At 64.0% G+C, this 21,155-nt stretch carries 19 protein-coding genes; 15 read left to right on the forward strand and 4 right to left on the reverse strand.

From position 1 onward, the window contains the following. Nucleotides 1–109: 109 nt before the first annotated feature. On the reverse strand, nt 110–1,786 hold the full coding sequence (gene ettA / locus V7D81_RS19160) for an energy-dependent translational throttle protein EttA (protein ID WP_324319265.1): 1,677 nt from the start codon (nt 1,784–1,786) through the stop codon (nt 110–112). 164 nt (nt 1,787–1,950) lie between these two features. On the opposite strand from ettA, the gene V7D81_RS19165 reads away from it, so the two are divergent. From V7D81_RS19165 to V7D81_RS19210, 10 genes are all read left to right on the forward strand, one after another. Continuing rightward, entirely contained in the window at nt 1,951–2,910 is a 960-nt protein-coding gene (locus V7D81_RS19165) for an acetoin utilization protein AcuC (protein ID WP_324319267.1), read from the forward strand. A gap of 186 nt (nt 2,911–3,096) precedes the next feature. Continuing rightward, nucleotides 3,097–4,359, forward strand: coding sequence for a serine hydroxymethyltransferase (gene glyA / locus V7D81_RS19170; protein ID WP_324319269.1), 1,263 nt, complete (start codon nt 3,097–3,099; stop codon nt 4,357–4,359). An 84-nt stretch (nt 4,360–4,443) separates the two neighbouring features. Beyond that, nucleotides 4,444–4,962, forward strand: a complete 519-nt coding sequence (gene nrdR / locus V7D81_RS19175; RefSeq protein ID WP_324319270.1) for a transcriptional regulator NrdR — start codon at nt 4,444–4,446, stop codon at nt 4,960–4,962. Next, nucleotides 4,962–6,077 carry a bifunctional diaminohydroxyphosphoribosylaminopyrimidine deaminase/5-amino-6-(5-phosphoribosylamino)uracil reductase RibD gene (gene ribD / locus V7D81_RS19180; protein WP_324319272.1) on the forward strand — a complete coding sequence of 372 codons (1,116 nt, stop codon included), beginning with the start codon at nt 4,962–4,964 and terminating at the stop codon, nt 6,075–6,077. The genes nrdR and ribD overlap by 1 nt, the downstream gene beginning before the upstream one ends. Before the next feature lie 12 nt (nt 6,078–6,089). Next, nucleotides 6,090–7,196 carry a bifunctional 3,4-dihydroxy-2-butanone-4-phosphate synthase/GTP cyclohydrolase II gene (gene ribBA / locus V7D81_RS19185; RefSeq protein ID WP_324319274.1) on the forward strand — a complete coding sequence of 369 codons (1,107 nt, stop codon included), beginning with the start codon at nt 6,090–6,092 and terminating at the stop codon, nt 7,194–7,196. A gap of 42 nt (nt 7,197–7,238) precedes the next feature. Then, a complete protein-coding gene (gene ribH, locus V7D81_RS19190; RefSeq protein ID WP_324319276.1) occupies nt 7,239–7,715 on the forward strand; it encodes a 6,7-dimethyl-8-ribityllumazine synthase in 477 nt (158 codons plus the stop codon). Then, nucleotides 7,712–8,164: a transcription antitermination factor NusB gene (gene nusB, locus V7D81_RS19195; protein WP_324319278.1), complete on the forward strand. Its 453-nt coding sequence runs from the start codon at nt 7,712–7,714 to the stop codon at nt 8,162–8,164. Before ribH ends, nusB begins: the two co-directional genes overlap by 4 nt. A gap of 90 nt (nt 8,165–8,254) precedes the next feature. Then, on the forward strand, nt 8,255–9,208 hold the full coding sequence (gene thiL, locus V7D81_RS19200; protein WP_324319280.1) for a thiamine-phosphate kinase: 954 nt from the start codon (nt 8,255–8,257) through the stop codon (nt 9,206–9,208). Continuing rightward, a complete protein-coding gene (locus tag V7D81_RS19205) occupies nt 9,205–9,687 on the forward strand; it encodes a phosphatidylglycerophosphatase A family protein (protein WP_324319282.1) in 483 nt (160 codons plus the stop codon). The genes thiL and V7D81_RS19205 overlap by 4 nt, the downstream gene beginning before the upstream one ends. Nucleotides 9,688–9,695: 8 nt before the next feature. After that, a complete protein-coding gene (locus V7D81_RS19210) occupies nt 9,696–11,003 on the forward strand; it encodes a serine/threonine-protein kinase (protein ID WP_324319284.1) in 1,308 nt (435 codons plus the stop codon). Nucleotides 11,004–11,119: 116 nt separating this feature from the next. Here the strand turns inward: V7D81_RS19210 and dxs are convergent, their stop codons facing one another. From dxs to V7D81_RS19225, 3 genes are read right to left on the reverse strand one after another with little or no spacing between them, the layout of a single operon-like run. Continuing rightward, nucleotides 11,120–13,003, reverse strand: coding sequence for a 1-deoxy-D-xylulose-5-phosphate synthase (dxs, locus tag V7D81_RS19215; protein WP_324319286.1), 1,884 nt, complete (start codon nt 13,001–13,003; stop codon nt 11,120–11,122). Nucleotides 13,004–13,029: 26 nt separating this feature from the next. Then, nucleotides 13,030–13,938 (reverse strand): polyprenyl synthetase family protein, encoded by a 909-nt coding sequence (locus V7D81_RS19220; RefSeq protein ID WP_324319288.1) that lies wholly within the window; start codon nt 13,936–13,938, stop codon nt 13,030–13,032. A 12-nt stretch (nt 13,939–13,950) separates the two neighbouring features. Next, nucleotides 13,951–14,241, reverse strand: coding sequence for an exodeoxyribonuclease VII small subunit (locus tag V7D81_RS19225; RefSeq protein ID WP_349257694.1), 291 nt, complete (start codon nt 14,239–14,241; stop codon nt 13,951–13,953). 203 nt (nt 14,242–14,444) lie between these two features. Between V7D81_RS19225 and V7D81_RS19230 the strand changes: the two genes are divergently transcribed. The 5 genes from V7D81_RS19230 to parC all read left to right on the forward strand — a co-directional run. Next, on the forward strand, nt 14,445–14,861 hold the full coding sequence (locus tag V7D81_RS19230; RefSeq protein WP_324319290.1) for a rubrerythrin family protein: 417 nt from the start codon (nt 14,445–14,447) through the stop codon (nt 14,859–14,861). A 130-nt stretch (nt 14,862–14,991) separates the two neighbouring features. Next, nucleotides 14,992–16,332: a heterodisulfide reductase-related iron-sulfur binding cluster gene (locus V7D81_RS19235; RefSeq protein WP_324319293.1), complete on the forward strand. Its 1,341-nt coding sequence runs from the start codon at nt 14,992–14,994 to the stop codon at nt 16,330–16,332. A 1-nt stretch (nt 16,333) separates the two neighbouring features. After that, nucleotides 16,334–16,918: a DUF3501 family protein gene (locus V7D81_RS19240; RefSeq protein ID WP_324319295.1), complete on the forward strand. Its 585-nt coding sequence runs from the start codon at nt 16,334–16,336 to the stop codon at nt 16,916–16,918. Nucleotides 16,919–17,025: 107 nt separating this feature from the next. Beyond that, on the forward strand, nt 17,026–18,912 hold the full coding sequence (gene parE, locus V7D81_RS19245; RefSeq protein ID WP_324319297.1) for a DNA topoisomerase IV subunit B: 1,887 nt from the start codon (nt 17,026–17,028) through the stop codon (nt 18,910–18,912). Between the two features lie 111 nt (nt 18,913–19,023). Continuing rightward, a partial coding sequence (gene parC / locus V7D81_RS19250) for a DNA topoisomerase IV subunit A (protein WP_324319299.1) occupies nt 19,024–21,155 on the forward strand: 2,132 nt, incomplete at its 3' end.

Below are 21,155 nucleotides of genomic sequence, written 5' to 3' on the forward strand. Positions count from 1 at the left end.
GGGGGTTTCTGTAGGTCAGGCTTCAGCCTGACTTCTGAAAAGAGGCCGGCTCAAGCCGGCCCCACAGTAAGAGGCCCTACCCCAACACTCCTCCGCTTCGGGGGCAGATTCACGCGTCCAGCTTCTTGTACCGGATGCGATGCGGCGAATCGGCATCGTCGCCCTTGCGGCGGCGCAGGTCTTCGACGTATTCGGCGTAGTTGCCTTCGAACCAGACCACTTCCGAGTTGCCCTCGAAGGCGAGGATGTGGGTGGCGATGCGGTCGAGGAACCAGCGATCGTGCGAGATCACGATGGCGCAGCCGGGGAAGCTGAGCAGCGCTTCTTCAAGCGCGCGCAGCGTTTCGATGTCGAGATCGTTGGTCGGTTCGTCGAGCATCAGGACGTTGCCGCCGGACTTGAGCACCTTGGCCAGATGCACACGGTTGCGTTCGCCGCCCGAGAGTTCGCCGATCACCTGCTGTTGTTGCGTGCCGCGGAAATTGAAGCGGCCGACATAGCCGCGCGACGACGTTTCGTAGTTGCCGACCGTGATCATGTCGAGGCCGCCGGAAATTTCCTGCCAGACGGTCTTGGAATCATCGAGCGACTGGCGCGACTGATCGACGTACGCGAGCTGCACCGACGGGCCGATGCGCAATTCGCCGGCATCGGGCTTTTCCTGGCCCGTCATCATGCGGAACAGCGTGGTCTTGCCGGCGCCGTTCGGGCCGATGACACCGACGATGCCGCCGGCGGGCAGGTTGAAGCTGAGATTGTCGAACAGCAGGCGGTCGCCGAAGCCCTTCTTGAGGTTCTTCGCTTCGATCACCAGGTCGCCCAGGCGCGGACCGGGCGGAATGTAGATTTCATTCGTTTCGTTGCGCTTCTGGAATTCCTGCGACGACAGTTCCTCGAAGCGCTGCATGCGGGCCTTGCTCTTGGCCTGGCGCGCCTTCGGATTCTGGCGCACCCACTCGAGTTCGCGTTCCAGCGCCTTGCGCAGTGCTTCCTGCTGCTTCTCTTCGGTGGCGAGCCGCTTCTCTTTCTGTTCGAGCCACGACGAGTAGTTGCCCTGCCACGGAATGCCGTGACCGCGATCGAGTTCGAGAATCCAGCCGGCGACGTTGTCGAGGAAGTAGCGATCGTGCGTCACGGCGATCACGGTGCCGGGATAGGCTTCGAGGAAGCGTTCCAGCCACGCGACCGATTCGGCGTCGAGATGGTTGGTCGGTTCGTCGAGCAGCAGCATGTCGGGTTGCGACAGCAGCAGGCGGCACAGCGCGACGCGGCGCCGCTCACCGCCGGAAATCTTGGTGACATCGGCATCCCACGGCGGCAGACGCAAGGCATCGGCGGCGACTTCGAGCTTGCGCTCCAGTTCCCAGCCATTCTTGGCGTCGATGGCGTCCTGCAGCTTCGCCTGTTCCTCCAGGAGCTTGTTCATGTCGTCTTCGCCGAGATCGGGATCGGAGAACCTGTCGCTCACCGCGTTGAAGCGATCGATCAGCGACTGCACTTCGCTGACGCCTTCGACGACATTGCCGCGCACGTCCTTGGTCGGATCGAGCTGCGGCTCCTGCGAGAGCAGGCCGATCCTGGTGCCGGGCTGGGGTCGTGCTTCGCCGTCGTGTTCCTTGTCGACGCCCGCCATGATGCGCAACAACGAGGATTTGCCCGAACCGTTCAGGCCCAGCACGCCGATCTTGGCGCCCGGAAAGAAGGACAGGGAGATATCGCGCAGGATCACCCGCTTCGGCGGGACGACCTTGGAAACGCGATTCATGGTGTAGATGAACTGGGCCATTGCGAAAATTTCTCGGAGCAGGGCGGACAAAGGAGGGCGGATGATATCTCTCCGCTTCTTCACTGTGGGGCCGGCTTCAGCCGGCCTTCTTCGGAGTCAGGCTAAAGCCTGACCCACAGCAAGAGAGCCTTCCAATCCCGCCGGCGCCGCTCCATGCTCGCGGCGTGAGCAACGCTGCCACCACCCCGGTCCTGCTGGTCATCGGCGAACAGATCGCCCGGTACGGCTTTCCCAACGGGCATCCCTTCGGGCCAGACCGGCATGAGGCCTTCCTGCGCGAATTGCAGTCGCGAGGCCTGGATCAGCGCGTGATCCGCGGTGCGCCACGTGAGGCCACTCGCGAGGAACTGGAGTCGTTTCACCAGCCCGAGTACATCGATCTGGTACAGAGCCGTTCGGTGAGCGGCCTGGGCTTTCTCGATGCGGGCGATACGCCGGCCTGGAAGGGCGTGTTCGAGGCGGCCAGCCATGTGGTCGGTGCGACGCTGAATGCCGTGGATGCCGTGATGGCAGGCCGGGTACGACGCGCCTTCATTCCGATCGCCGGCCTGCATCATGCGTCACGCACCGGTGCGGCCGGTTTCTGCGTGTTCAACGATTGCGGTGTCGCCATCGAGCAGCTCCGCCGCCAGCATGGTCTCAAGCGGATCGCCTACGTCGATATCGATGCCCATCACGGCGACGGCGTCTTCTATGGCTTCGAATCGGACCCGGACCTGCTGTTTGCCGACCTGCATGAAGACGGTCGCCACCTGTATCCCGGCACCGGCAACAGCGAGGAAACCGGCAGCGGCCCGGCCCGCGGAACGAAGCTGAACATTCCGTTGCCGCCCGGTGCCGGCGATGCGGAATTCCATGCCGCCTGGTCGCGGGTGGAGGAGTACGTCGAAGCAGGCCGGCCGGAATTCATCCTGCTCCAGTGCGGCGCCGACAGTGTCGAGGGCGATCCCCTGACCCATCTGGCCTTCAGCGAAGCGGCGCATGCCCATGCCGCGGCCCGCTTGTGTGCCATCGCCGACCGACTGGGCCATGGCCGCGTGGTCGCGATGGGCGGCGGCGGTTACAACCGGCGCAATCTGGCGCGGGCATGGTCGGGCGTGGTCCAGTCGCTGGTCGATTCCTGAGCTTCATCTTCTGTGGGGCCGGCTTTCCCGTGGGATTCCCTTCGGTCACAGCCGGCCTCCGCCTGTAGGTCAGGCTTCAGCCCGACATTCCGGAGGCCGGCTGAAGCCGGCCCCACAGGCAGAGAAGAGAGGCGGCATCTTGTACAATCCCGGCCCCTTTTCCCCCTGCGGTGCGAGTCCCCCTCCATGTTCCCAGCCGATCAGAAAATCGCCGGTTTCGATCCTGAATTGAAGGCGGCCATCGATGCCGAAGTGAAGCGCCAGGAAGATCACATCGAACTGATCGCCTCCGAGAACTACGCCAGCCCGCGCGTGCTGGAAGCGCAGGGATCGGTGCTCACCAACAAGTACGCCGAAGGCTATCCGGGCAAGCGCTACTACGGCGGCTGCGAATTCGTCGACATCGCGGAACAGCTCGCCATCGACCGCGCCAAGAAGCTGTTCGGCGCCGACTATGCCAACGTGCAGCCGCACTCGGGCTCGCAGGCCAATGCCGCGGCGTATCTGGCGCTGATCAATCCGGGCGATGCCATCCTCGGCATGAGTCTGGATCACGGCGGCCACCTCACCCACGGCGCCAAGGTGAATTTCTCGGGCAAGATCTTCAAGGCCGCGCAGTACGGCATCGATCCGACGTCGGGCGAGATCGACTACGCGCAGGTCGAGCGGCTGGCGCAGGAACACAAGCCGCGCATGATCATCGCCGGCTTCTCCGCGTACTCGCGCGTCATCGACTGGTCGAAGTTCCGCAAGATCGCCGACAGCGTCGGTGCCTACTTCGTGGTCGACATGGCGCACGTCGCGGGCCTCGTTGCCGCCGGCGTCTACCCGAATCCGGTTCCATTCGCCGACGTCGTGACGACCACCACGCACAAGACGCTGCGCGGTCCGCGCGGCGGCCTGATCCTCGCGCGTGCGAACCCGGAGATCGAAAAGAAGCTCAATTCGCTGGTGTTCCCCGGCACGCAGGGCGGTCCGCTGATGCACGTCATCGCGGCCAAGGCCGTCGCGCTGCTCGAAGCGCTGCAGCCGGATTTCAAGGCGTATCAGCAACAGGTCGTGACGAACGCCCGCGCGATGGCCAACGCGCTGATCAAGCGCGGCTACAAGATCGTCTCCGGCGGCACCGACAATCATCTGTTCCTGGTCGACCTGATCGGCCGCGACATCACCGGCAAGGACGCGGATGCCGCGCTCGGCCGTGCCCACATCACGGTCAACAAGAACGCGGTGCCGAATGATCCGCGTCCGCCGTTCGTCACCAGCGGCCTGCGCATCGGCACCCCGGCTGCTACGACCCGTGGCTTCAAGGAAGCGGAAGTCACCGAACTCGCCGGCTGGATCGCCGACATCCTCGATGCCAATGGCGGCGAGGAGGCGGTGGCCAAGGTGCGCGGCAAGGTGGAGGCGATCTGTGCGAAGTTTCCGGTGTACGGACGGGCGAAGTGACGAGAGTCACGAGGGTGATGAAGGTGACGAGGGTCCGACCCGCGTCACTTTCGTGACTTCCGTCACCCTCGTCACCGGATCCAAATGCACTGCCCCTTCTGCAACTTCGAAGAAACCAAGGTCATCGACTCGCGGCTGGCGAGCGAGGGGCAGCAGATCCGCCGCCGCCGTGAATGTCTGAAGTGCGGCGAGCGCTTCACGACCTTCGAAAGCGCGGAGCTCGTCATGCCGCGCATCATCAAGAGCGATGAGAGCCGCCAGCCCTTCGACGAACAGAAGCTGCGCGGCAGCATGCTAAAGGCGCTGGAAAAGCGCCCCGTCGCGAGCGAGTCCATCGACGCGGCAGTCGTGCACATCTGCAACAAACTGCGGGCCATGGGCGAGCGCGAAGTGCCGTCGCGCACGGTCGGCGAACTGGTGATGGAAGAACTGCACGATCTCGACGAAGTCGCGTACGTACGCTTCGCCTCGGTGTACCGCAGCTTCCAGGATGTCGACGCCTTCAGCGAAGAGATCGACCGCATGCGCCATCGTCGTACGCGTCAGGAAACCGAAAGCCAGCTGGCGTTGTGGAACAACCCGGAAAAGCGGAAGAAGCGCTGATGACGGCGCAGTTCACCGAGTTCGATCGCCGCATGATGCGCCGCGCGCTGGAACTGGCGGCGCTCGGGCGCTATTCGGCACCGCCCAATCCGCGCGTCGGCTGCGTGATCGTGCAGGGCGAGCAGATCGTCGGCGAAGGCTGGCATCGCAAGTCCGGTGAAGCGCATGCCGAGCCGATCGCATTGCAGGCGGCCGGCGAGGCAGCGCGCGGCGCAACCGCGTACGTGAGCCTGGAGCCGCACTCGTATCAAAGCCGGACTCCGCCCTGTACCCGAGCGCTCATCGATGCCGGCGTGAAGCGGGTCGTCAGCGCGACGCTCGATCCGAATCCCGCCGTGCACGGCGCGGGCGTGAAGCAGTTGCTGGATGCCGGCGTGCAGGCTGAATCGGGTCTGCTCGAAGCGGAAGCGCGCGAACTGAATGCCGGCTTCGAGAAACGCATGACGACCGGTCTGCCGCGGGTCGTCGTGAAAATCGGTGCGAGTCTCGATGGCCGTGTGGCGCTCGCCAATGGCGAGAGCCGCTGGATCACGGGCGAGACAGCGCGCGCCGATGTGCAGAAGCTGCGAGCCGAGTCCGGCGCCGTACTGACGGGCATCGAGACGTTGCTCGCCGACGATCCGCAACTCACCGTGCGCGATCCGGATCTCGATCTGCGCGGCCGTGTGCCGCTGCGGGTCGTGCTCGATTCGAAGCTGCGTACGCCGGCAACGGCGCGGCTGTTTCAGGACCCAGGCCAAGTCATCGTCTTCGCCGCCGAGGATGCGCCGCGGCGCGTGGAGATCGAGCAGCGCGCGCGGGTCGTGCCCGTTGCGAAGACGATCGCCGGCCGCCTCGATCTGGCCCGCGTACTGGTCGAACTGGGCCGTCTGCAATGCAATGACGTGCTGATCGAAGCCGGTCCGACGCTGGCGGGGGCTTTCATCGAAGCCGGATGGGTGGATGAACTGATTGTGTACATGGCGCCGGTGCTGCTCGGCCCCGACGCGCGCCCCATGCTGCGCCTGCCGCGACTGGAACGGCTGGCCGATCGCGTACAATTCGCGCTCCAGCGCACCGAGGCGATGGGCCCCGACGTGAAACTCGTGCTGCGGCCGCAGCTACGAAGCCAATAGCCGACTCTCCGCATGAAACTCAATTCGATCGACGAAATCCTGGCCGATATCCGCGCCGGCAAGATGGTCATCATCATGGACGATGAGGATCGGGAGAACGAGGGCGATCTCGTGATGGCCGCCGAAAGCGTGCGTGCCGAGGATGTGAACTTCATGGCGCGCTATGCGCGTGGCCTGATCTGTCTCACGCTGACGGGTGATCGCTGCCGTCAGTTGCGCCTGCCGCTGATGGTCAGTCACACGCATCTGGATCACGCCACGAACTTCACCGTCTCGATCGAGGCGGCCGAAGGCGTCACGACGGGCATCTCCGCGCACGATCGCGCACAGACGATTCGCGCCGCCGTGAAACGCGATGCGCGGCCGGAAGACCTGCGTCAGCCCGGACACATTTTCCCCTTGATGGCGCAAGCCGGCGGCGTGCTCACGCGCGCAGGTCACACCGAGGCGGGCTGCGATCTCTCGCGTCTCGCGGGAATGGAGCCGGCTGCTGCCATCGTCGAGATCCTCAATGAAGACGGCACGATGGCGCGCCGTCCCGATCTGGAAAAGTTCGCACAGCTTCATGGCCTCAAGATCGGCACGATCGCTGATTTGATCCGCTACCGCCTGGAGAAGGAACGCTCGGTGGAGCGCATCGCCGAGCAGCAGATCCAGACCGAGTTCGGTCCGTTCCAGATGCTCTGCTACGAAGATCACGTCAACCGCACCGTGCATCTCGCGCTGGTGCGCGGCAGGCTCGACGGCAACCACGTGCCGCTCGTGCGCGTGCATCTCAAGGACACGTTGCGCGATGCCGTCGGCATCCAGAGCGAACTGCTCGGCTGGCCGCTGCGTTCGGCCATGCAACGCATCGCGCAGGAGGGGCAGGGTGTCGTTGTGATCCTGCGGCCCGAAGAAACCGCCCGCGATCTGATGGATGCCGTCCAGTCGCTGACTCATGCAGACGCGGCCATTGCGACCCGCCCGCCCGGCGCCAGCGTGCTGCGAACCTACGGCATCGGCGCGCAGATCCTGCGCGATCTCGGCATTTCCCGGATGCGCGTGCTGTCCGCGCCGAAGCAGATGCATGGCCTGTCGGGCTTCGGACTGGAAGTGGTGGAGTACGTGGACGGGTGAGCCCGCTATACTCCCCGCGCCTCAACACTCAAGTTTCAAGTCATGGATTCCATCAAAACCCTCGAAGGCGACCTCCAGGTTCGCGAGCTGCGCTTCGCGATCCTCGCGTCGCGCTTCAATGATTTCATCGTCGAACAGCTGGTGCGCGGCGCCGTGGACATGCTCAAGCGGCATGGCGCGAGCGACAAGCAGATCGAGATCGTACGCGCGCCGGGTGCCTTCGACCTTCCCGTCGTCGCGCGCAAGCTGGCGCTGAGCAAGCGCTATGACGCCATCATCGCGCTCGGTGCCGTGATCAAGGGCGCGACTGCGCACTTCGACTACGTCGCTGGCGAATGCGCCGGAGGCCTCGCACGCGTAGCCAACGATACGGGCATCCCTGTCGCGTTCGGTGTGCTGACGACCGACACCATCGAACAGGCGGTGGAACGTGCCGGCACCAAGGCGGGCAACAAGGGTGCGGACGCCGCCGTGACCGCCATCGAACTCGCCAACCTGCTGCGCAAGATCGAGCAGTGACCGCCACGCCGGAAAAGAAGCGCAATCGCGGCACCCGCGCGCGCTCCATTGCGCGCAAGCTCGTGATGCAGGCGCTGTATCAGTGGCAGCTGACGGGGCAGTCGGCGGCCGACATCAACCTGCAGTTCCTCGCCGATGAAGAGTCCGACGGCGCGGACAAGGAATATTTCACCGAGCTGCTGAAGGGCTGCATCGCCGACAGCGAAAAGATCAACGCTGTCCTCAAGCCCTTCATCGACCGGCCGCTCGAACAGCTCGACCCGGTCGAGACGGCGATCCTGATGATCGGCACCTACGAACTGCTCAACCGCCTCGACATTCCCTACCGCGTCGTCATCAACGAGGGCGTCGATCTGTGCAAGCGCTTCGGCGCGACGGATGCGCACAAGTATGTGAATGCGGTGCTGGATCGCGCGGCCAGCCAGCTCCGATCTGCCGAGAAAAAATAGCCGCAAAAAGGCGCAAGGGACGCAAAGGTCGGAAACCAGTGATTTCCGGCCTGTGACTTTTGCGCATTTTTGCGGCTAATCTTGCTTCCCATGAGCCTCGGCGAATTCGACATCATCGCCAAGTACTTCGCGCGCAACAGCGGGCGAAGCGATGTGCTGCTTGGCATCGGTGACGATGCCGCAGTAGTGGCGACACCGGCAGATCGCCGACTGGTCGTCGCGCTCGATACCATCGTCGCAGGCGTCCATTTTCCTGCCGGTACCGTGGCTGCGGACATCGGCTATCGCGCTCTCGCGGTGAACTTGAGCGACCTGGCGGCCATGGGCGCGCAGCCGTCGTGGATGACGCTGTCGCTATCGTTGTCTGAATCGAATGCGGACTGGCTCGAAGGATTCTCCCGCGGGCTGTTCGAACTGGCGCAACGCCACGACGTCGCGCTGATCGGCGGCGACACCGTGAAGGGTCCGATGGTGATCAGCGTGCAGGTTGCCGGATACGTCGAGACGGATCGCTGGCTGACGCGCGGCGGTGCCCGCGTCGGCGATCTGGTGTTTGTCTCGGGTGCGGTGGGCGAGGCCGCTGCAGGTCTTGCGTTGATCCAGAGCGAACGCGGCGATTCGCTGGCAGCGGATCATCTGCGACAACGCTTTCTGCGACCTGAGCCCCGAATCGCGCTGGGCCGCGAGCTGCGTACGATCGTGACAGCAGCGATGGATATTTCGGATGGTTTGCTCACCGACCTCGACAAGTTGTGTGCGGCCAGCGGCTGCGGTGCGCGTGTCGAACTGGAGCAACTGCCCAGGTCGTCGGCCATCGGCGAACTGTTCGATGCGCAGACTGCGCTCGATCTGGCACTGGCTGGCGGCGATGACTACGAACTGCTGTTCACGGTCGATCCCCTCGATGTCGCGAAGGTTCCCGCTTCCTGCATTTGTATCGGCCGCATCGAAGCCGGCTCATCGGTGGTCTGCGTGCGCGAGGGACAGGTCGTCGACGTGAAGCGCCGCGGCTATGACCACTTTTCGGCAAAGGAATCCTCATGAAGTGGACGGCGGAGCCGCGGCTGTTGCGCCAGCCGGTCCACTTGCTCGCGTTCGGCTTCGGTGCAGGACTGTTGCCGCGTGCGCCGGGGACCTTCGGCACCTTGATCGCGATTCCCATCGTCGCGGGAATCATGCAGTTCGGCTGGCAGGTTCACGTTGCGTTTGCAATCGCGGCATGTGTGACCGGCGTCTGGATTTGCGGCGAAAGTGCCCGACGCCTGGGCGTGCACGATCATTCGGGGATCGTCTGGGATGAAATCGCCGGCTTCACGATTACGATGCTGGCGGCACCGTCGCGTGACTGGACCTGGTGGGTTGCAGGCTTCGCGCTGTTTCGCCTGTTCGATATCTGGAAGCCCTGGCCGATCCGCGAGGCCGATCACAGACTCCGCGGCGGCCTGGGAATTATGCTCGACGACATATTGGCTGGCCTGTTCGCCGCCGCCTGTCTCCTCGTTCTGACCGTCGTCGAGTCATAAGAACTTCGGTGAAGTCTCCTTCGAGCAACCTGATGGCCCAGCGTCCCGCGACACGCGAACAGCGCGCTCCCGACAAGGTCGGCAAGTACGTCATCGTCAAGGAAGTGGGACGAGGCAGCACCGGCGTCGTCTATCTTTCGCATGATCCCTACTATCGCCGCGACGTCGCGATCAAGGTCTACAACCTCGAATCGCACGACGAGGATCGCGCGCGCGTCACGCGCAAGATGTTCCTGTCGGAAGCGCACATGGTCGGCATGCTGCAGCATCCGAACATCCTGCCGATCTACGACGCGGGCGAAGAGGACGGCCACTACTACATCGTCACTGAACACGTGCACGGCGCGCGCACGCTGTCGGCCTACTGCAAGCCGGACAACCTGCTGCCGATCGATGACGTCGTCGAGATCATGTACAAGTGCGCCAAGGCGCTGCACTACGCGCACAGCCGCGGCGTGATCCATCGCGACATCAAGCCGTCGAACGTGATGCTGACGCAGGCGAACGACGTGCGCATCATCGACTTCGGCATTGCGCTGGTCGCCGATTCCGAGATCTCGCGCATCGAAGGCATCGCCGGCAGCCCCTCGTACATGTCGCCGGAGCAGGTGCAGTCGCTGGAGATCACCAACCGTTCCGATCTGTATTCGCTCGGTGCGGTCATGTACGAACTGCTGACCGGTTTCCGCCCGTTCCGCGGCGGCAATCTGTCGAAGCTGCTGCACCAGATCGTCTACGCCACGGCGCAGCCGATTCACGCGTTGCGGCCCGAGATGCCCGAACTGCTGGAAGAGTCCGTCGCCAAGGCGCTGCAGAAAGATCCCGCCAAGCGCTATCGCAACGGCCTGGAACTCGCGGCCGACCTGACGCGCGTCCACCAGACGCTGCGCGAAGGCTCGTCCAAGATCGACCGGCAGGAACAGTTCTCCATCCTGCGTACCCTCAAGTTCTTCCACGATTTCTCGCAGGCCGAAATTCTCGAAGTGCTGCGCGCCAGCACCTGGCAGGACTACGCGGCGGGCGAGGAGATCGTCAAGGAAGGCGAAATGGACGATCGCTTCTACGTGATCGTCTCGGGCAATGCCGGCGTCATGCGCAATGGCAACGGCGTGGGTGAACTGGAAGCGGGCGACTGCTTCGGCGAAACCAGCTATGTACGCGGCGCCAAGCGCCTCGCGACCATCAAGGCGATCAGCGACGTCACGCTGATGAAGGTGAGCTCGACGCTGCTGGAGCAGTCCTCGGCCGCCTGCCAGCTACGGTTCAACAAGGTGTTCCTGCGCAGCCTGATCAGCCGGCTGCAGAGTCCGAACTGAAGAGTTCGGATTTCACACGGAGATCACAGAGAACACGGAGGTTGGAAATCGGAATCCGAACTTCTCCGATCTCCGTGGTCTCCGTGAACTCCGTGTGAAATCTCCGCTTCCGGGATTTATCTCGCCGCCGCCTTCGCCGGCACCTGCCACCAGCGCCTGATCGCCGCTTCGATCGACGGGATATCCAGTCCCGCCGCCGTGAGGCAATCGTTGCGCGAGCCGTGTTCGATGAAGCGGTCGGGGATGCCCAGGTGCAGGGTGGGCAGCGTGAAGCCGTGGGCATTGAGGCATTCGGCGATCGCGCTGCCGGCGCCGCCGGCCACCACGTTCTCCTCGACCGTCACCAGCGCGCGGTGGCTGCCCGCGATCCGCAGCAGCAGTTCTTCATCCAGGGGTTTGATGAAACGCAGGTTGATCAGCGTTGCATCGAGCTGTTCGGCGATGCGTTCGCAGAACGGCACCATCGCGCCGACGGCGACGATCGCCAGCCCGCTGCGGCCTTCGCGCCGCGATTGCGCCTTGCCGATCGGCAGGGCCTGCATGTCTGACTGGATCGCCACGCCCGGGCCCTGGCCGCGCGGATAGCGCACCGCGGCCGGCTGTTCGCTTTCGACCGCCGTGAACAGCATTTGCCGGCATTCGTCTTCATCGGCCGGCGCCATCACGATCAGGCCGGGAATGCAGCGCAGGTACGACAGATCGTAGCTGCCCTGGTGCGTGGCGCCGTCGCCGCCGACCAGTCCGGCGCGATCGATGGCGAACGTCACCGGCAGGTTCTGCAGCGCCACGTCGTGGATCAGCTGGTCGTAGGCACGCTGCAGGAAGGTGGAGTAGATCGCGACCACGGGTCGCAGGCCTTCGCACGCCATGCCGGCGGCGAGCGTCACGGCATGCTGCTCGGCGATCGCGACATCGAAATAGCGATCGGGGAATTTCTTCGAGTACTCGACCATCCCCGAGCCTTCGCGCATGGCGGGCGTGATGCCGACGACGCGCGAGTCGAGTGCGGCCATGTCGCAGAGCCATTGACCGAACACCTGCGAGTAGCTCGGGCCGCTGGCTTTCTCCTTGAAGATCACGCCGCTCTTGGCATCGAACGGACCGGGGCCGTGCCACTTGATCGGATCGGCCTCCGCCGGCGCATACCCTTTGCCCTTGCGGGTGATGACGTGCAGGAACTGCGGACCGCGCATCTCGCTCAGGTTTTTCAGCGTGGCGACCAGTGCATTCAGATCGTGACCATCGATGGGACCGATGTAGTTGAAGCCCATCTCCTCGAAGATCGTGCCGGGCAGCACCATGCCCTTCATGTGTTCTTCGGAGCGACGCGCCAGTTCCCACACCGTCGGCATGCGGCGCAGCACCTTCTTGCCGCCCTCGCGCAGGTTCGCGTACAGCTTGCCCGACAGAACGCGCGCGAAGTAGTTGGAGAACGCGCCGACGTTCTCGGAAATCGACATGTCGTTGTCGTTGAGGATGACCAGCATGTCGACGTCGAGACTGCCGGCGTGATTCAGTGCCTCGAACGCCATGCCGGCGCTGAGCGCGCCGTCGCCGATGATCGAGACGATGCGACGCTTCTGCCCGGCGCGCTGCGCGCCGATGGCCATGCCGAGCGCGGCGCTGATGGAAGTGCTCGAGTGGCCCACGCCGAAAGTGTCGTACTCGCTTTCCGAGCGGGTCGGGAAAGGCGCGAGGCCGTCCTTCAGTTTGATGGTCTGCAGCCGGTCGCGGCGGCCCGTCAGCACCTTGTGCGGATAGGCCTGATGGCCCACGTCCCAGACCAGCCGGTCATCGGGCGTGTTGTAGACGTAGTGCAGTGCGACGGTCAGCTCCACCGTGCCGAGGCCCGCGGCGAAGTGGCCGCCCATCTGGCTGACGGTGTCGATCAGGTACTGGCGCAATTCCGTTGCGACGTCGTTCAGCTGCGCAGCCGGCAACGCACGCAGGTCGGCCGGCGAGTCGATCGTCGACAGCAGCGGATACTCGGGTTTGGTCATGGTCGGCGAGTTTAGCGCAATCGGTTTCAGTGCCGTCGCAGGACCAGCCAGTCTGACAGCGAGGCCAGCGGTGCAGCGGTCGGTCCAATGGTTTCGAGTGCAACCAGTGCGCTGGTGTGCAGGTCGTGCATGCGCCGGCGGGCGGCTTCGACGCCGATGATCTGGGGATACGTGGGCTTGTCGTGCGCCCGATCTGTGCCGGTTGCCTTGCCCAGCAACTGACTGTCGCCTTCGACATCGAGCAGATCATCCTGGATCTGGAACGCGAGACCGATGTCGCGCGAATACTGATCGAGCGCCTGCCTGACCTGGGCTTGCAGGTTCGCAGCGCAGTACGCCGCCATGAGTACGCTGGCGCGGATCAGCGCGCCGGTCTTGCGGGCGTGCATTTCGTCTACTTCGCCGATGCTCAGCTGCTGGCCCTGCGCGGCCAGATCGATGGCCTGCCCGCCGGCCATGCCGGTGGTGCCGCTGCCTTCGGCCAGGATTTCGACGAGTCGCAGCCGGACGGCCGCATCCCGCGGCAATCCGTGGCCATTGGCCAGTGCCTGGAAGGCGAGCACCTGCAGCGAATCGCCGACCAGGATCGCCGTCGCTTCGTCGAAGGCCCTGTGGCAGGTCGGCCGACCGCGCCGCATGTCGTCGTTGTCCATCGCTGGCAGATCGTCGTGCACCAGCGAATACGCGTGAATGAATTCGACCGCGCACGCGGCGCCGTCGACCTGCGATTCGGTGAGTCCGAGCGAGAGGGCCGTCGCATAGACGAGGGCCGGGCGAATGCGCTTGCCGCCGTTCAGCACGCTGTAGCGCAACGCCTGGTGCAGGCGCGTGGGGTGGGTGTCGGCCGCCGGCAGTCTCGCTGCCAGTTCGGCTTCGATGCGCGCCTGCCAGCCTTCGAGCCGCTGAGCGAAGCCTGAGTCTCTGGGAATGGTCACGATGGAATGGGATCAGGTGTCTTCGTCGTCCGTTTCGAACGGACTGGCTTCGAATTCGTCGGTGCCGCCGCCGCTCTTGCGCAGCAGGATCTCGACCTTCTGTTCCGCCTGGGTCAAAGCCGTCTGACACTGGCGAGTGAGTTGCACGCCGCGTTCGAACTGCTGCAGCGATTCCTCCAGCGACAGCTCGCCCTGCTCGAGTTTTTCGACGATGCCTTCGAGTTCGGCCAGCGAGGCTTCGAAGTCGGGGATCGGAGCGTCGGCGTTGTTCGTCGCGGGTGTCGTCGTTGGCTTCTTGCTCACGTGGGAAAGCACGTCCGGTGGTGGCTCAGGTGGCGGGCGGCGGCAAGCTTGCCCGCGCGGTCCGGGAGGGTCAAATGCAGTGAATCTGCTGCCGGCGATGTGAGCAGTTTCCGTCAGGCGCCGGCGTTGACTTGCCCTGACTGCAGGTCTAGATTTTCCCGCAGTTAGACTCTGTCTAATCCCACCAGCGAGGATCTGATGCGATGAGTAATCTCAAAGGCAGCAAGACCGAGCAGAACCTGAAGGACGCATTCGCGGGCGAATCGCAGGCCAATCGTCGTTACCTGTACTTCGCGGCCAAGGCCGATGTCGAAGGATTCAACGACGTCGCCGCCGTATTCCGTTCGACGGCGGAAGGCGAGACCGGCCACGCGCACGGCCATCTCGAATACCTGGAAGGGGTGGGCGATCCGGCAACGGGCCTGCCGATCGGCGGCACTTCGCTGAATCTGAAAGCCGCCATCGCCGGCGAGACGCACGAGTACACCGACATGTACCCGGGCATGGCGAAGCAGGCGCGCGACGAAGGCTTCGATGAAATCGCGGACTGGTTCGAGACGCTGGCGAAAGCCGAGCGTTCGCACGCGAACCGGTTTCAGAAGGCGCTGGATACGCTGTAACGGCATCGCGTTCCCTCCTCCGCGGAGCGGGGGAGGTCAGGGAGGGGGCGCCCCCATCCTGTCCTTCCCCCGCTTCGCAGGGCCCTCTTCGCGGGAGGGATGCACGGTTTCGCTGCTGCGAATCATTCCTGTGTCTTCCAAACCATCCACCCCCGCTCGCGAGGGCAGCCTCGAGGCGCCCACGCGTCACCCGGTCGCGTGGAAAGATCCCGAGTTCCTGAACGAAGAATCGCTGTTCAAGGAGCTGGAACGGGTCTTCGACATCTGCCACGGCTGCCGGCGCTGTTTCAGTCTCTGCAATTCCTTCCCGACCCTGTTCGACGCCATCGACGAATCGAGCACGGGCGAACTCGACGGCGTCGACCGCAAGGTCTACTGGAACGTCGTCGACCACTGCTATCTGTGCGACATGTGCTACATGACCAAGTGTCCGTACGTGCCGCCGCATCCGTGGAATGTCGATTTCCCGCACCTGATGCTGCGGGCCAAGACGTTCAAGTTCAAAAATCAGCCCGTGCGCACGCGCGACAGGATTCTGAGCGCGACGGATCGGGTCGGATCGATCGCCGGCATTCCGGTCATCGCCGAGATGGTCAATGCCATCGCGAAGACCGACGCCGGGCGCTCGCTGATGGACAAGGCGCTCGGTGTGCACCGCCAGGCGCCGATCCCCGAGTATCACAGCCGCAGCTATCGCAAGCGTCACCGGGACAAGGCCATCGAAGCGCAGCCGGCGGGCGAGACGCGCGGACGCGTCGTGCTGTTCACGACCTGTTACGGCAATCGCAATGAGCCGGATCTGAACGAGGACCTGACGGCGATCTTCGAACACAACGGCATCGAGGTGACGATCCTGCGGCAGGAGAAATGCTGCGGCATGCCGAAGCTCGAACTGGGCGATCTCGAATCGATCGAGCGCCTCAAGGATGCCAACATCCCGGCACTGGCCGCAAAAGTCGACGAAGGCTGGGACATCGTCACGCCGATTCCGTCCTGCACGCTGATGTTCAAGCAGGAACTGCCGCTGCTGTTTCCGCAAGAGAACGCCGTCGCCAGGGTGCGCGACGCCATGTTCGATCCGTTCGAATATCTCTGGGCGCGCTACAAGGCGGGACTGATGAAGACGGATTTCCCCGGGCGCATCGGCAAGGTCAGCTATCACGTCGCCTGTCACCTGCGCGTGCAGAACCTGGGACTCAAGACCCGCGATGTGCTGATGCTGATTCCGGATACGCAGGTCGACGCGATCGAGCGTTGCTCCGGTCACAACGGCACCTACGGCGTGAAGCACGAGTATCGCGACGTGTCGATGAAGATCGGCAAGCCGGTGATCCGGCGCGTGAACGATGCAACAGCGGATCACTACAGCAGCGACTGTCCGATGGCCGGCCACCAGATCGAGTCGGGACTGGAGTCGCACAAGGCGCCGACGCATCCGCTCAGGCTGCTGCGACTCGCCTACGGAATCTGACATGCCCAAGCTGACCCGCGCCGACCTCATGAGCCTCGAGCAGTACTCCGTGTCGCGCAAGGCATTCCGCGGCAAGGTGCTGGAGCACAAGCGCAATCGCATCCTGACCGTCGGGCCGAATACGAGTTGGTGCTTCGAGGACCGGCTGACCATCCAGTACCAGGTCCAGGAAATGCTGCGCGTCGAGCGGATCTTCGAATCCGCGGGAATCCAGGAGGAACTGGATGCCTACAACCCGCTGATTCCCGACGGCGGCAACTGGAAGGTGACGTTCCTCATCGAATTTCCCGACGCCGAGGAACGCCGTCTCAAACTGGCACGCCTGAAGGGCATCGAGGATCGCTGCTGGGTGCAGGTGACGGGCTTCGATGCAGTGCACGCGATTGCGGACGAGGATCTCGAACGGGAAAACGACGAGAAGACCTCTGCGGTGCACTTCCTGCGCTTCGAACTCACGCCGGCGATGATTGCGGCGGTGAAGTCCGGCGTCGACGTGAACATCGGCATCAGCCACGAAAACTACGAACACGAAGTGCGACCGTTGCCGCGGTCAATCAGGGATTCGCTGGCCGCCGATCTCGTCTGAGCGGCCAGCACGTCGCTGCTCCGCGTCGCTGGCACACCGGCGGCGGGCCGGTGCTAAGATTCGCGCGCTTTCGAACCCACCGAGTTGTCCGAACCCGCGCGAACGAGATGGCCCAGTCCTATACCGCTTCCGATATTGAAGTCCTCAGCGGCCTCGAGCCCGTACGCCGCCGTCCCGGCATGTACACGGACACGAGCCGGCCCAATCATCTGGCGCATGAAGTCATCGACAACTCGGTCGACGAGGCGCAGTCCGGACACGCCAGGCGTATCGACGTCACCGTCTTCAAAGACGGCTCGCTGCAGGTGTCGGATGATGGGCGCGGCATGCCGGTCGACATTCATCCGAAGGAAAAACTGAGCGGCGTGGAACTGATCCTGACGCGCCTGCACGCGGGCGGAAAATTTTCGGACAAGAACTACGAGTTCGCCGGCGGCCTGCACGGTGTCGGCGTGTCGGTGGTGAATGCGCTGTCGAAGAACCTGGAGTGCTGGGTCAAGCGCGGCGGCAAGGAATACAACATCGGCTTCAAGAACGGCAAAGTCAGTTCGAAGCTCGATGTCGTCGGCGAGGTCGGCAAGAACAACACCGGCACGACGGTACGCTTCTGGCCCGATCCGCAGTTCTTCGAAACGCCGACGTTCTCCATCCCGAAGCTCAAGCACACGCTCAAGGCGAAAGCGGTGCTGTGTCCCGGCCTCAAGGTCACGCTGACCAACGAACAGACGGGCGAAAAGGAAGAATGGTTCTACACCGGCGGCGTCAACGAATATCTGCGCGAAGCGCTGGGACAGGGCGAATGGCTGCCGCCGGAAATGTTCGCCGGCAGCGTCAAGGGCGAACAGGAAGCGGCCGAGTGGGCCGTGGCCTGGCGCATCGACGACGGTCCGCGCGTCGAGGAAAGCTACGTCAACCTGATTCCGACGGTGCAGGGCGGCACGCACGTCAACGGCTTGCGGCTCGGTCTCACCGAGGCGATCCGCGAGTTCTGCGAATTCCGCAACCTGCTGCCGAAGGGACTGAAGCTCGCGCCCGAAGACATCTGGGACGGCGTGAGCTACGTGCTCTCGACCAAGATGAAGGAAGCGCAGTTCGCCGGGCAGACGAAGGAGAAGCTGTCGTCGCGCGAATCGGCGGCATTCGTGTCCGGCGTCGTCAAGGATCAGTTCGGCCTGTGGCTGAATCAGCATCCGGAATCGGGCGAGAAGATCGCGCAACTCGCCATCGCCGGCGCGCAGGCGCGGCTCAAGGCGTCGAAGGCCGTCACGCGCAAGCGCATCGCGAGCGGCCCCGCGCTGCCGGGCAAACTCGCTGATTGTTCAGTGCAGGAACCGGAGCGTTCCGAGCTGTTCCTGGTGGAAGGCGATTCAGCGGGCGGTTCGGCCAAGCAGGCGCGTGATCGCGAATTCCAGGCGGTGATGCCGTTGCGCGGCAAGATTCTCAACACCTGGGAAGTCGATGCGTCCGAAGTGCTGCAGTCGCAGGAAGTGCATCACATCGCGATCGCCATCGGCGTCGATCCCGGTTCGGCGAATCTGAGCGGCCTGCGCTATCACAAGATCTGCATCCTCGCCGACGCCGATTCCGACGGCGCCCACATCGCCACGCTGCTGTGCGCACTGTTTCTGCGCCATTTCCGCCCGCTGGTGCTGGCGGGACATGTGTATGTCGCCATGCCGCCGCTGTATCGCGTCGACGTGGGCAAGCAGGTGTACTACGCGCTCGACGACGCGGAACGCGCCGGCCTGCTCGATCGCATCGCCGCCGAACATCCTCGCTCCAAGCCGGTGGTCACGCGCTTCAAGGGACTCGGTGAGATGAACGCGCTGCAACTGCGCGAAACGACGATGGCGCCGGAAACGCGTCGTCTCGTGCAGCTCACCGTCGAAGCGAAAGACGAAGCCGACCAGATGCTCGACATGCTGCTGGCCAAGAAGCGCGCCAGCGACCGGCGCGAGTGGCTCGAGACCAAGGGAAATCTGGCGCAGATCTGAGGGGGAAGGTGACGCAAGTGACGAGGGTGACGGAGGTCACGAGGGTCAGAACGTCATCGCTTCAATCGTCCGGCCTTCGTCACTTTTGTCACCTACGTCACTTCCAACAACATGTCTAGCCAAGCACCACTCAATTTCGAAGGCATCGAACGCCAGCCGCTGCGCGCCTTCACCGAGAAGGCGTACCTCGACTATTCGATGTACGTCATCCTCGATCGCGCGCTGCCGCACATCGGCGACGGGCTCAAGCCCGTGCAGCGCCGCATCGTCTATGCGATGAGCGAACTCGGCCTGTCGGCGGCGTCGAAGCACAAGAAGTCGGCGCGCACCATCGGCGACGTCATCGGCAAGTTCCATCCGCACGGCGACTCGGCCGCGTACGAGGCGATGGTGCTGATGGCGCAGTCGTTCTCGTATCGCTATCCGCTGGTGGACGGGCAGGGCAACTTCGGTTCGCCGGACGATCCCAAGTCGTTCGCCGCCATGCGCTACACCGAATCGCGGCTCACGAAATATGCGGCGCTGCTGCTGTCGGAGCTGGGTCAGGGCACGGTCGACTGGCAGCTGAATTTCGACGGCACGATCGAAGAGCCGGTGCTGCTGCCGGCGCGCGTGCCGAACGTATTGCTGAACGGCGCGACCGGCATCGCCGTCGGCATGGCGACCGACGTGCCGCCGCACAACCTGCGCGAAGTCGTGAACGCCTGCGTCAAGCTGATCGACGATCCGGAGACGACGCTCGGCGATCTGTGCAAGAGCATCAAGGGGCCGGATTTTCCCACGGGCGCCGAAATCATTTCCTCGAAGGACGAGATCCGGCAGATCTACAAGACGGGCTCCGGTTCGATCCGTGCGCGCTGCGTGTACGAGATGGAGGACGGCGAGATCGTGATCTCGCAGCTCCCGTACCAGGTCTCCGGCAGCAAGATCCAGGAGCAGATCGCCGCGCAGATGCAGGCGAAGAAGCTGCCAATGGTCGAAGACGTGCGCGACGAGTCGGATCACGAGCATCCGACCCGCATCGTCATCGTGCCGCGCTCGAACCGCGTCGACGTCGAGCAGCTCATGGCGCACCTGTTTGCGACCACCGATCTCGAACGCACCTACCGCGTGAATCTCAACATCATCGGGCTCGACGGCCGGCCGCGCGTGATGGATCTGAAGTCGCTGCTCACGGAATGGCTGACGTTCCGCCTCGACACCGTGACGAAACGCCTGCAGTGGCGGCTCGACAAGGTGCTGGCGCGGCTGCACATCCTCGACGGCCTGCTCGCGGCGTATCTGAATCTCGACGAAGTGATCCGCATCATCCGTCGCGAAGAAGAACCGAAGCCGGTACTGATGAAGCGCTTCTCGCTCACCGAAATCCAGGCCGAAGCGATCCTTGAGACCAAGCTGCGCCATCTCGCCAAGCTGGAAGAGATGAAGATCCGCGGCGAACAGAAGGAGCTGGCCGAGGAACGCGACGAACTGGAAAAGAACCTCAAGAGCAAGGCGCGCCTCAACAAGCTGGTGCGCGAAGAGCTGATCGCCGATGCGGAAACCTTCGGCGACGACCGTCGCAGCAAGATCGTCGAGCGCGCGGCGGCGCAGGCCATCGACGAAACCGAACTCGTGACGGCCGAGCCGGTGACGGTCGTGTTGTCCAAGCGCGGCTGGGTGCGTGCGGCAAAGGGCCACGAACTCGATCCCGCGACGCTGTCGTACAAGACGGGCGATTCCTTCCAGGCCGCGGCGCGCGGACGCAGCACGCAGCAAGCGGTGTTTCTGGACAGTACCGGTCGCGCTTACAGCCTGCTGGCGCACACATTGCCGTCGGCGCGCGGCCAGGGCGAGCCGTTGTCGGGCCGCATCGATCCGCCGGAGGGCGCGACGTTCGCCGGCGTGATGATGGGCGAGCCCGCCGATCGCTGGGTGCTGGCGTCCGATGCAGGCTATGGCTTCATCGTGAAGCTCGAAGAGCTCTATTCGCGCAACAAGGCCGGCAAAGCCGTGCTGAAAGTCCCCGACGGCTCAGGCGTGCTGGCCCCGTCGCCGGTGTCGACGGCCGAGGGCGCATTGATCTGCGCCGTCAGCAGCGACGGCAAGCTGCTGGCGTTCCCCGTCGGCGATCTGCCGGAACTGCCGCGCGGCAAGGGCAACAAGATCTTCGGCCTGTCTTCGAAGAAAGTGGAAAGCCGCGAGGAATTTCTTGCCGGCATCGCCGTGGTCGCACCGAACCAGAATCTCATCGTGCGTTCGGG

Origin of the sequence: Povalibacter sp. (assembly GCF_036735925.1) — a bacterium.
In the GTDB taxonomy this organism is placed as follows: Bacteria; Pseudomonadota; Gammaproteobacteria; order Steroidobacterales; family Steroidobacteraceae; genus Steroidobacter.

Bases quoted from the DNA above. Each gene is read 5' to 3' on its own strand.
- V7D81_RS19240 (WP_324319295.1), top strand. From the start codon at position 16,334: ATGCCCAAGCTGACCCGCGCCGACCTCATGAGCCTCGAGCAGTACTCC.
- ettA (WP_324319265.1), bottom strand. From the start codon at position 1,786: ATGGCCCAGTTCATCTACACCATGAATCGCGTTTCCAAGGTCGTCCCG.
- ribBA (WP_324319274.1), top strand. From the start codon at position 6,090: ATGAAACTCAATTCGATCGACGAAATCCTGGCCGATATCCGCGCCGGC.
- V7D81_RS19205 (WP_324319282.1), top strand. From the start codon at position 9,205: ATGAAGTGGACGGCGGAGCCGCGGCTGTTGCGCCAGCCGGTCCACTTG.
- dxs (WP_324319286.1), bottom strand. From the start codon at position 13,003: ATGACCAAACCCGAGTATCCGCTGCTGTCGACGATCGACTCGCCGGCC.
- V7D81_RS19230 (WP_324319290.1), top strand. From the start codon at position 14,445: ATGAGTAATCTCAAAGGCAGCAAGACCGAGCAGAACCTGAAGGACGCA.
- ribD (WP_324319272.1), top strand. From the start codon at position 4,962: ATGACGGCGCAGTTCACCGAGTTCGATCGCCGCATGATGCGCCGCGCG.
- nrdR (WP_324319270.1), top strand. From the start codon at position 4,444: ATGCACTGCCCCTTCTGCAACTTCGAAGAAACCAAGGTCATCGACTCG.
- ribH (WP_324319276.1), top strand. From the start codon at position 7,239: ATGGATTCCATCAAAACCCTCGAAGGCGACCTCCAGGTTCGCGAGCTG.
- thiL (WP_324319280.1), top strand. From the start codon at position 8,255: ATGAGCCTCGGCGAATTCGACATCATCGCCAAGTACTTCGCGCGCAAC.
- glyA (WP_324319269.1), top strand. From the start codon at position 3,097: ATGTTCCCAGCCGATCAGAAAATCGCCGGTTTCGATCCTGAATTGAAG.
- parE (WP_324319297.1), top strand. From the start codon at position 17,026: ATGGCCCAGTCCTATACCGCTTCCGATATTGAAGTCCTCAGCGGCCTC.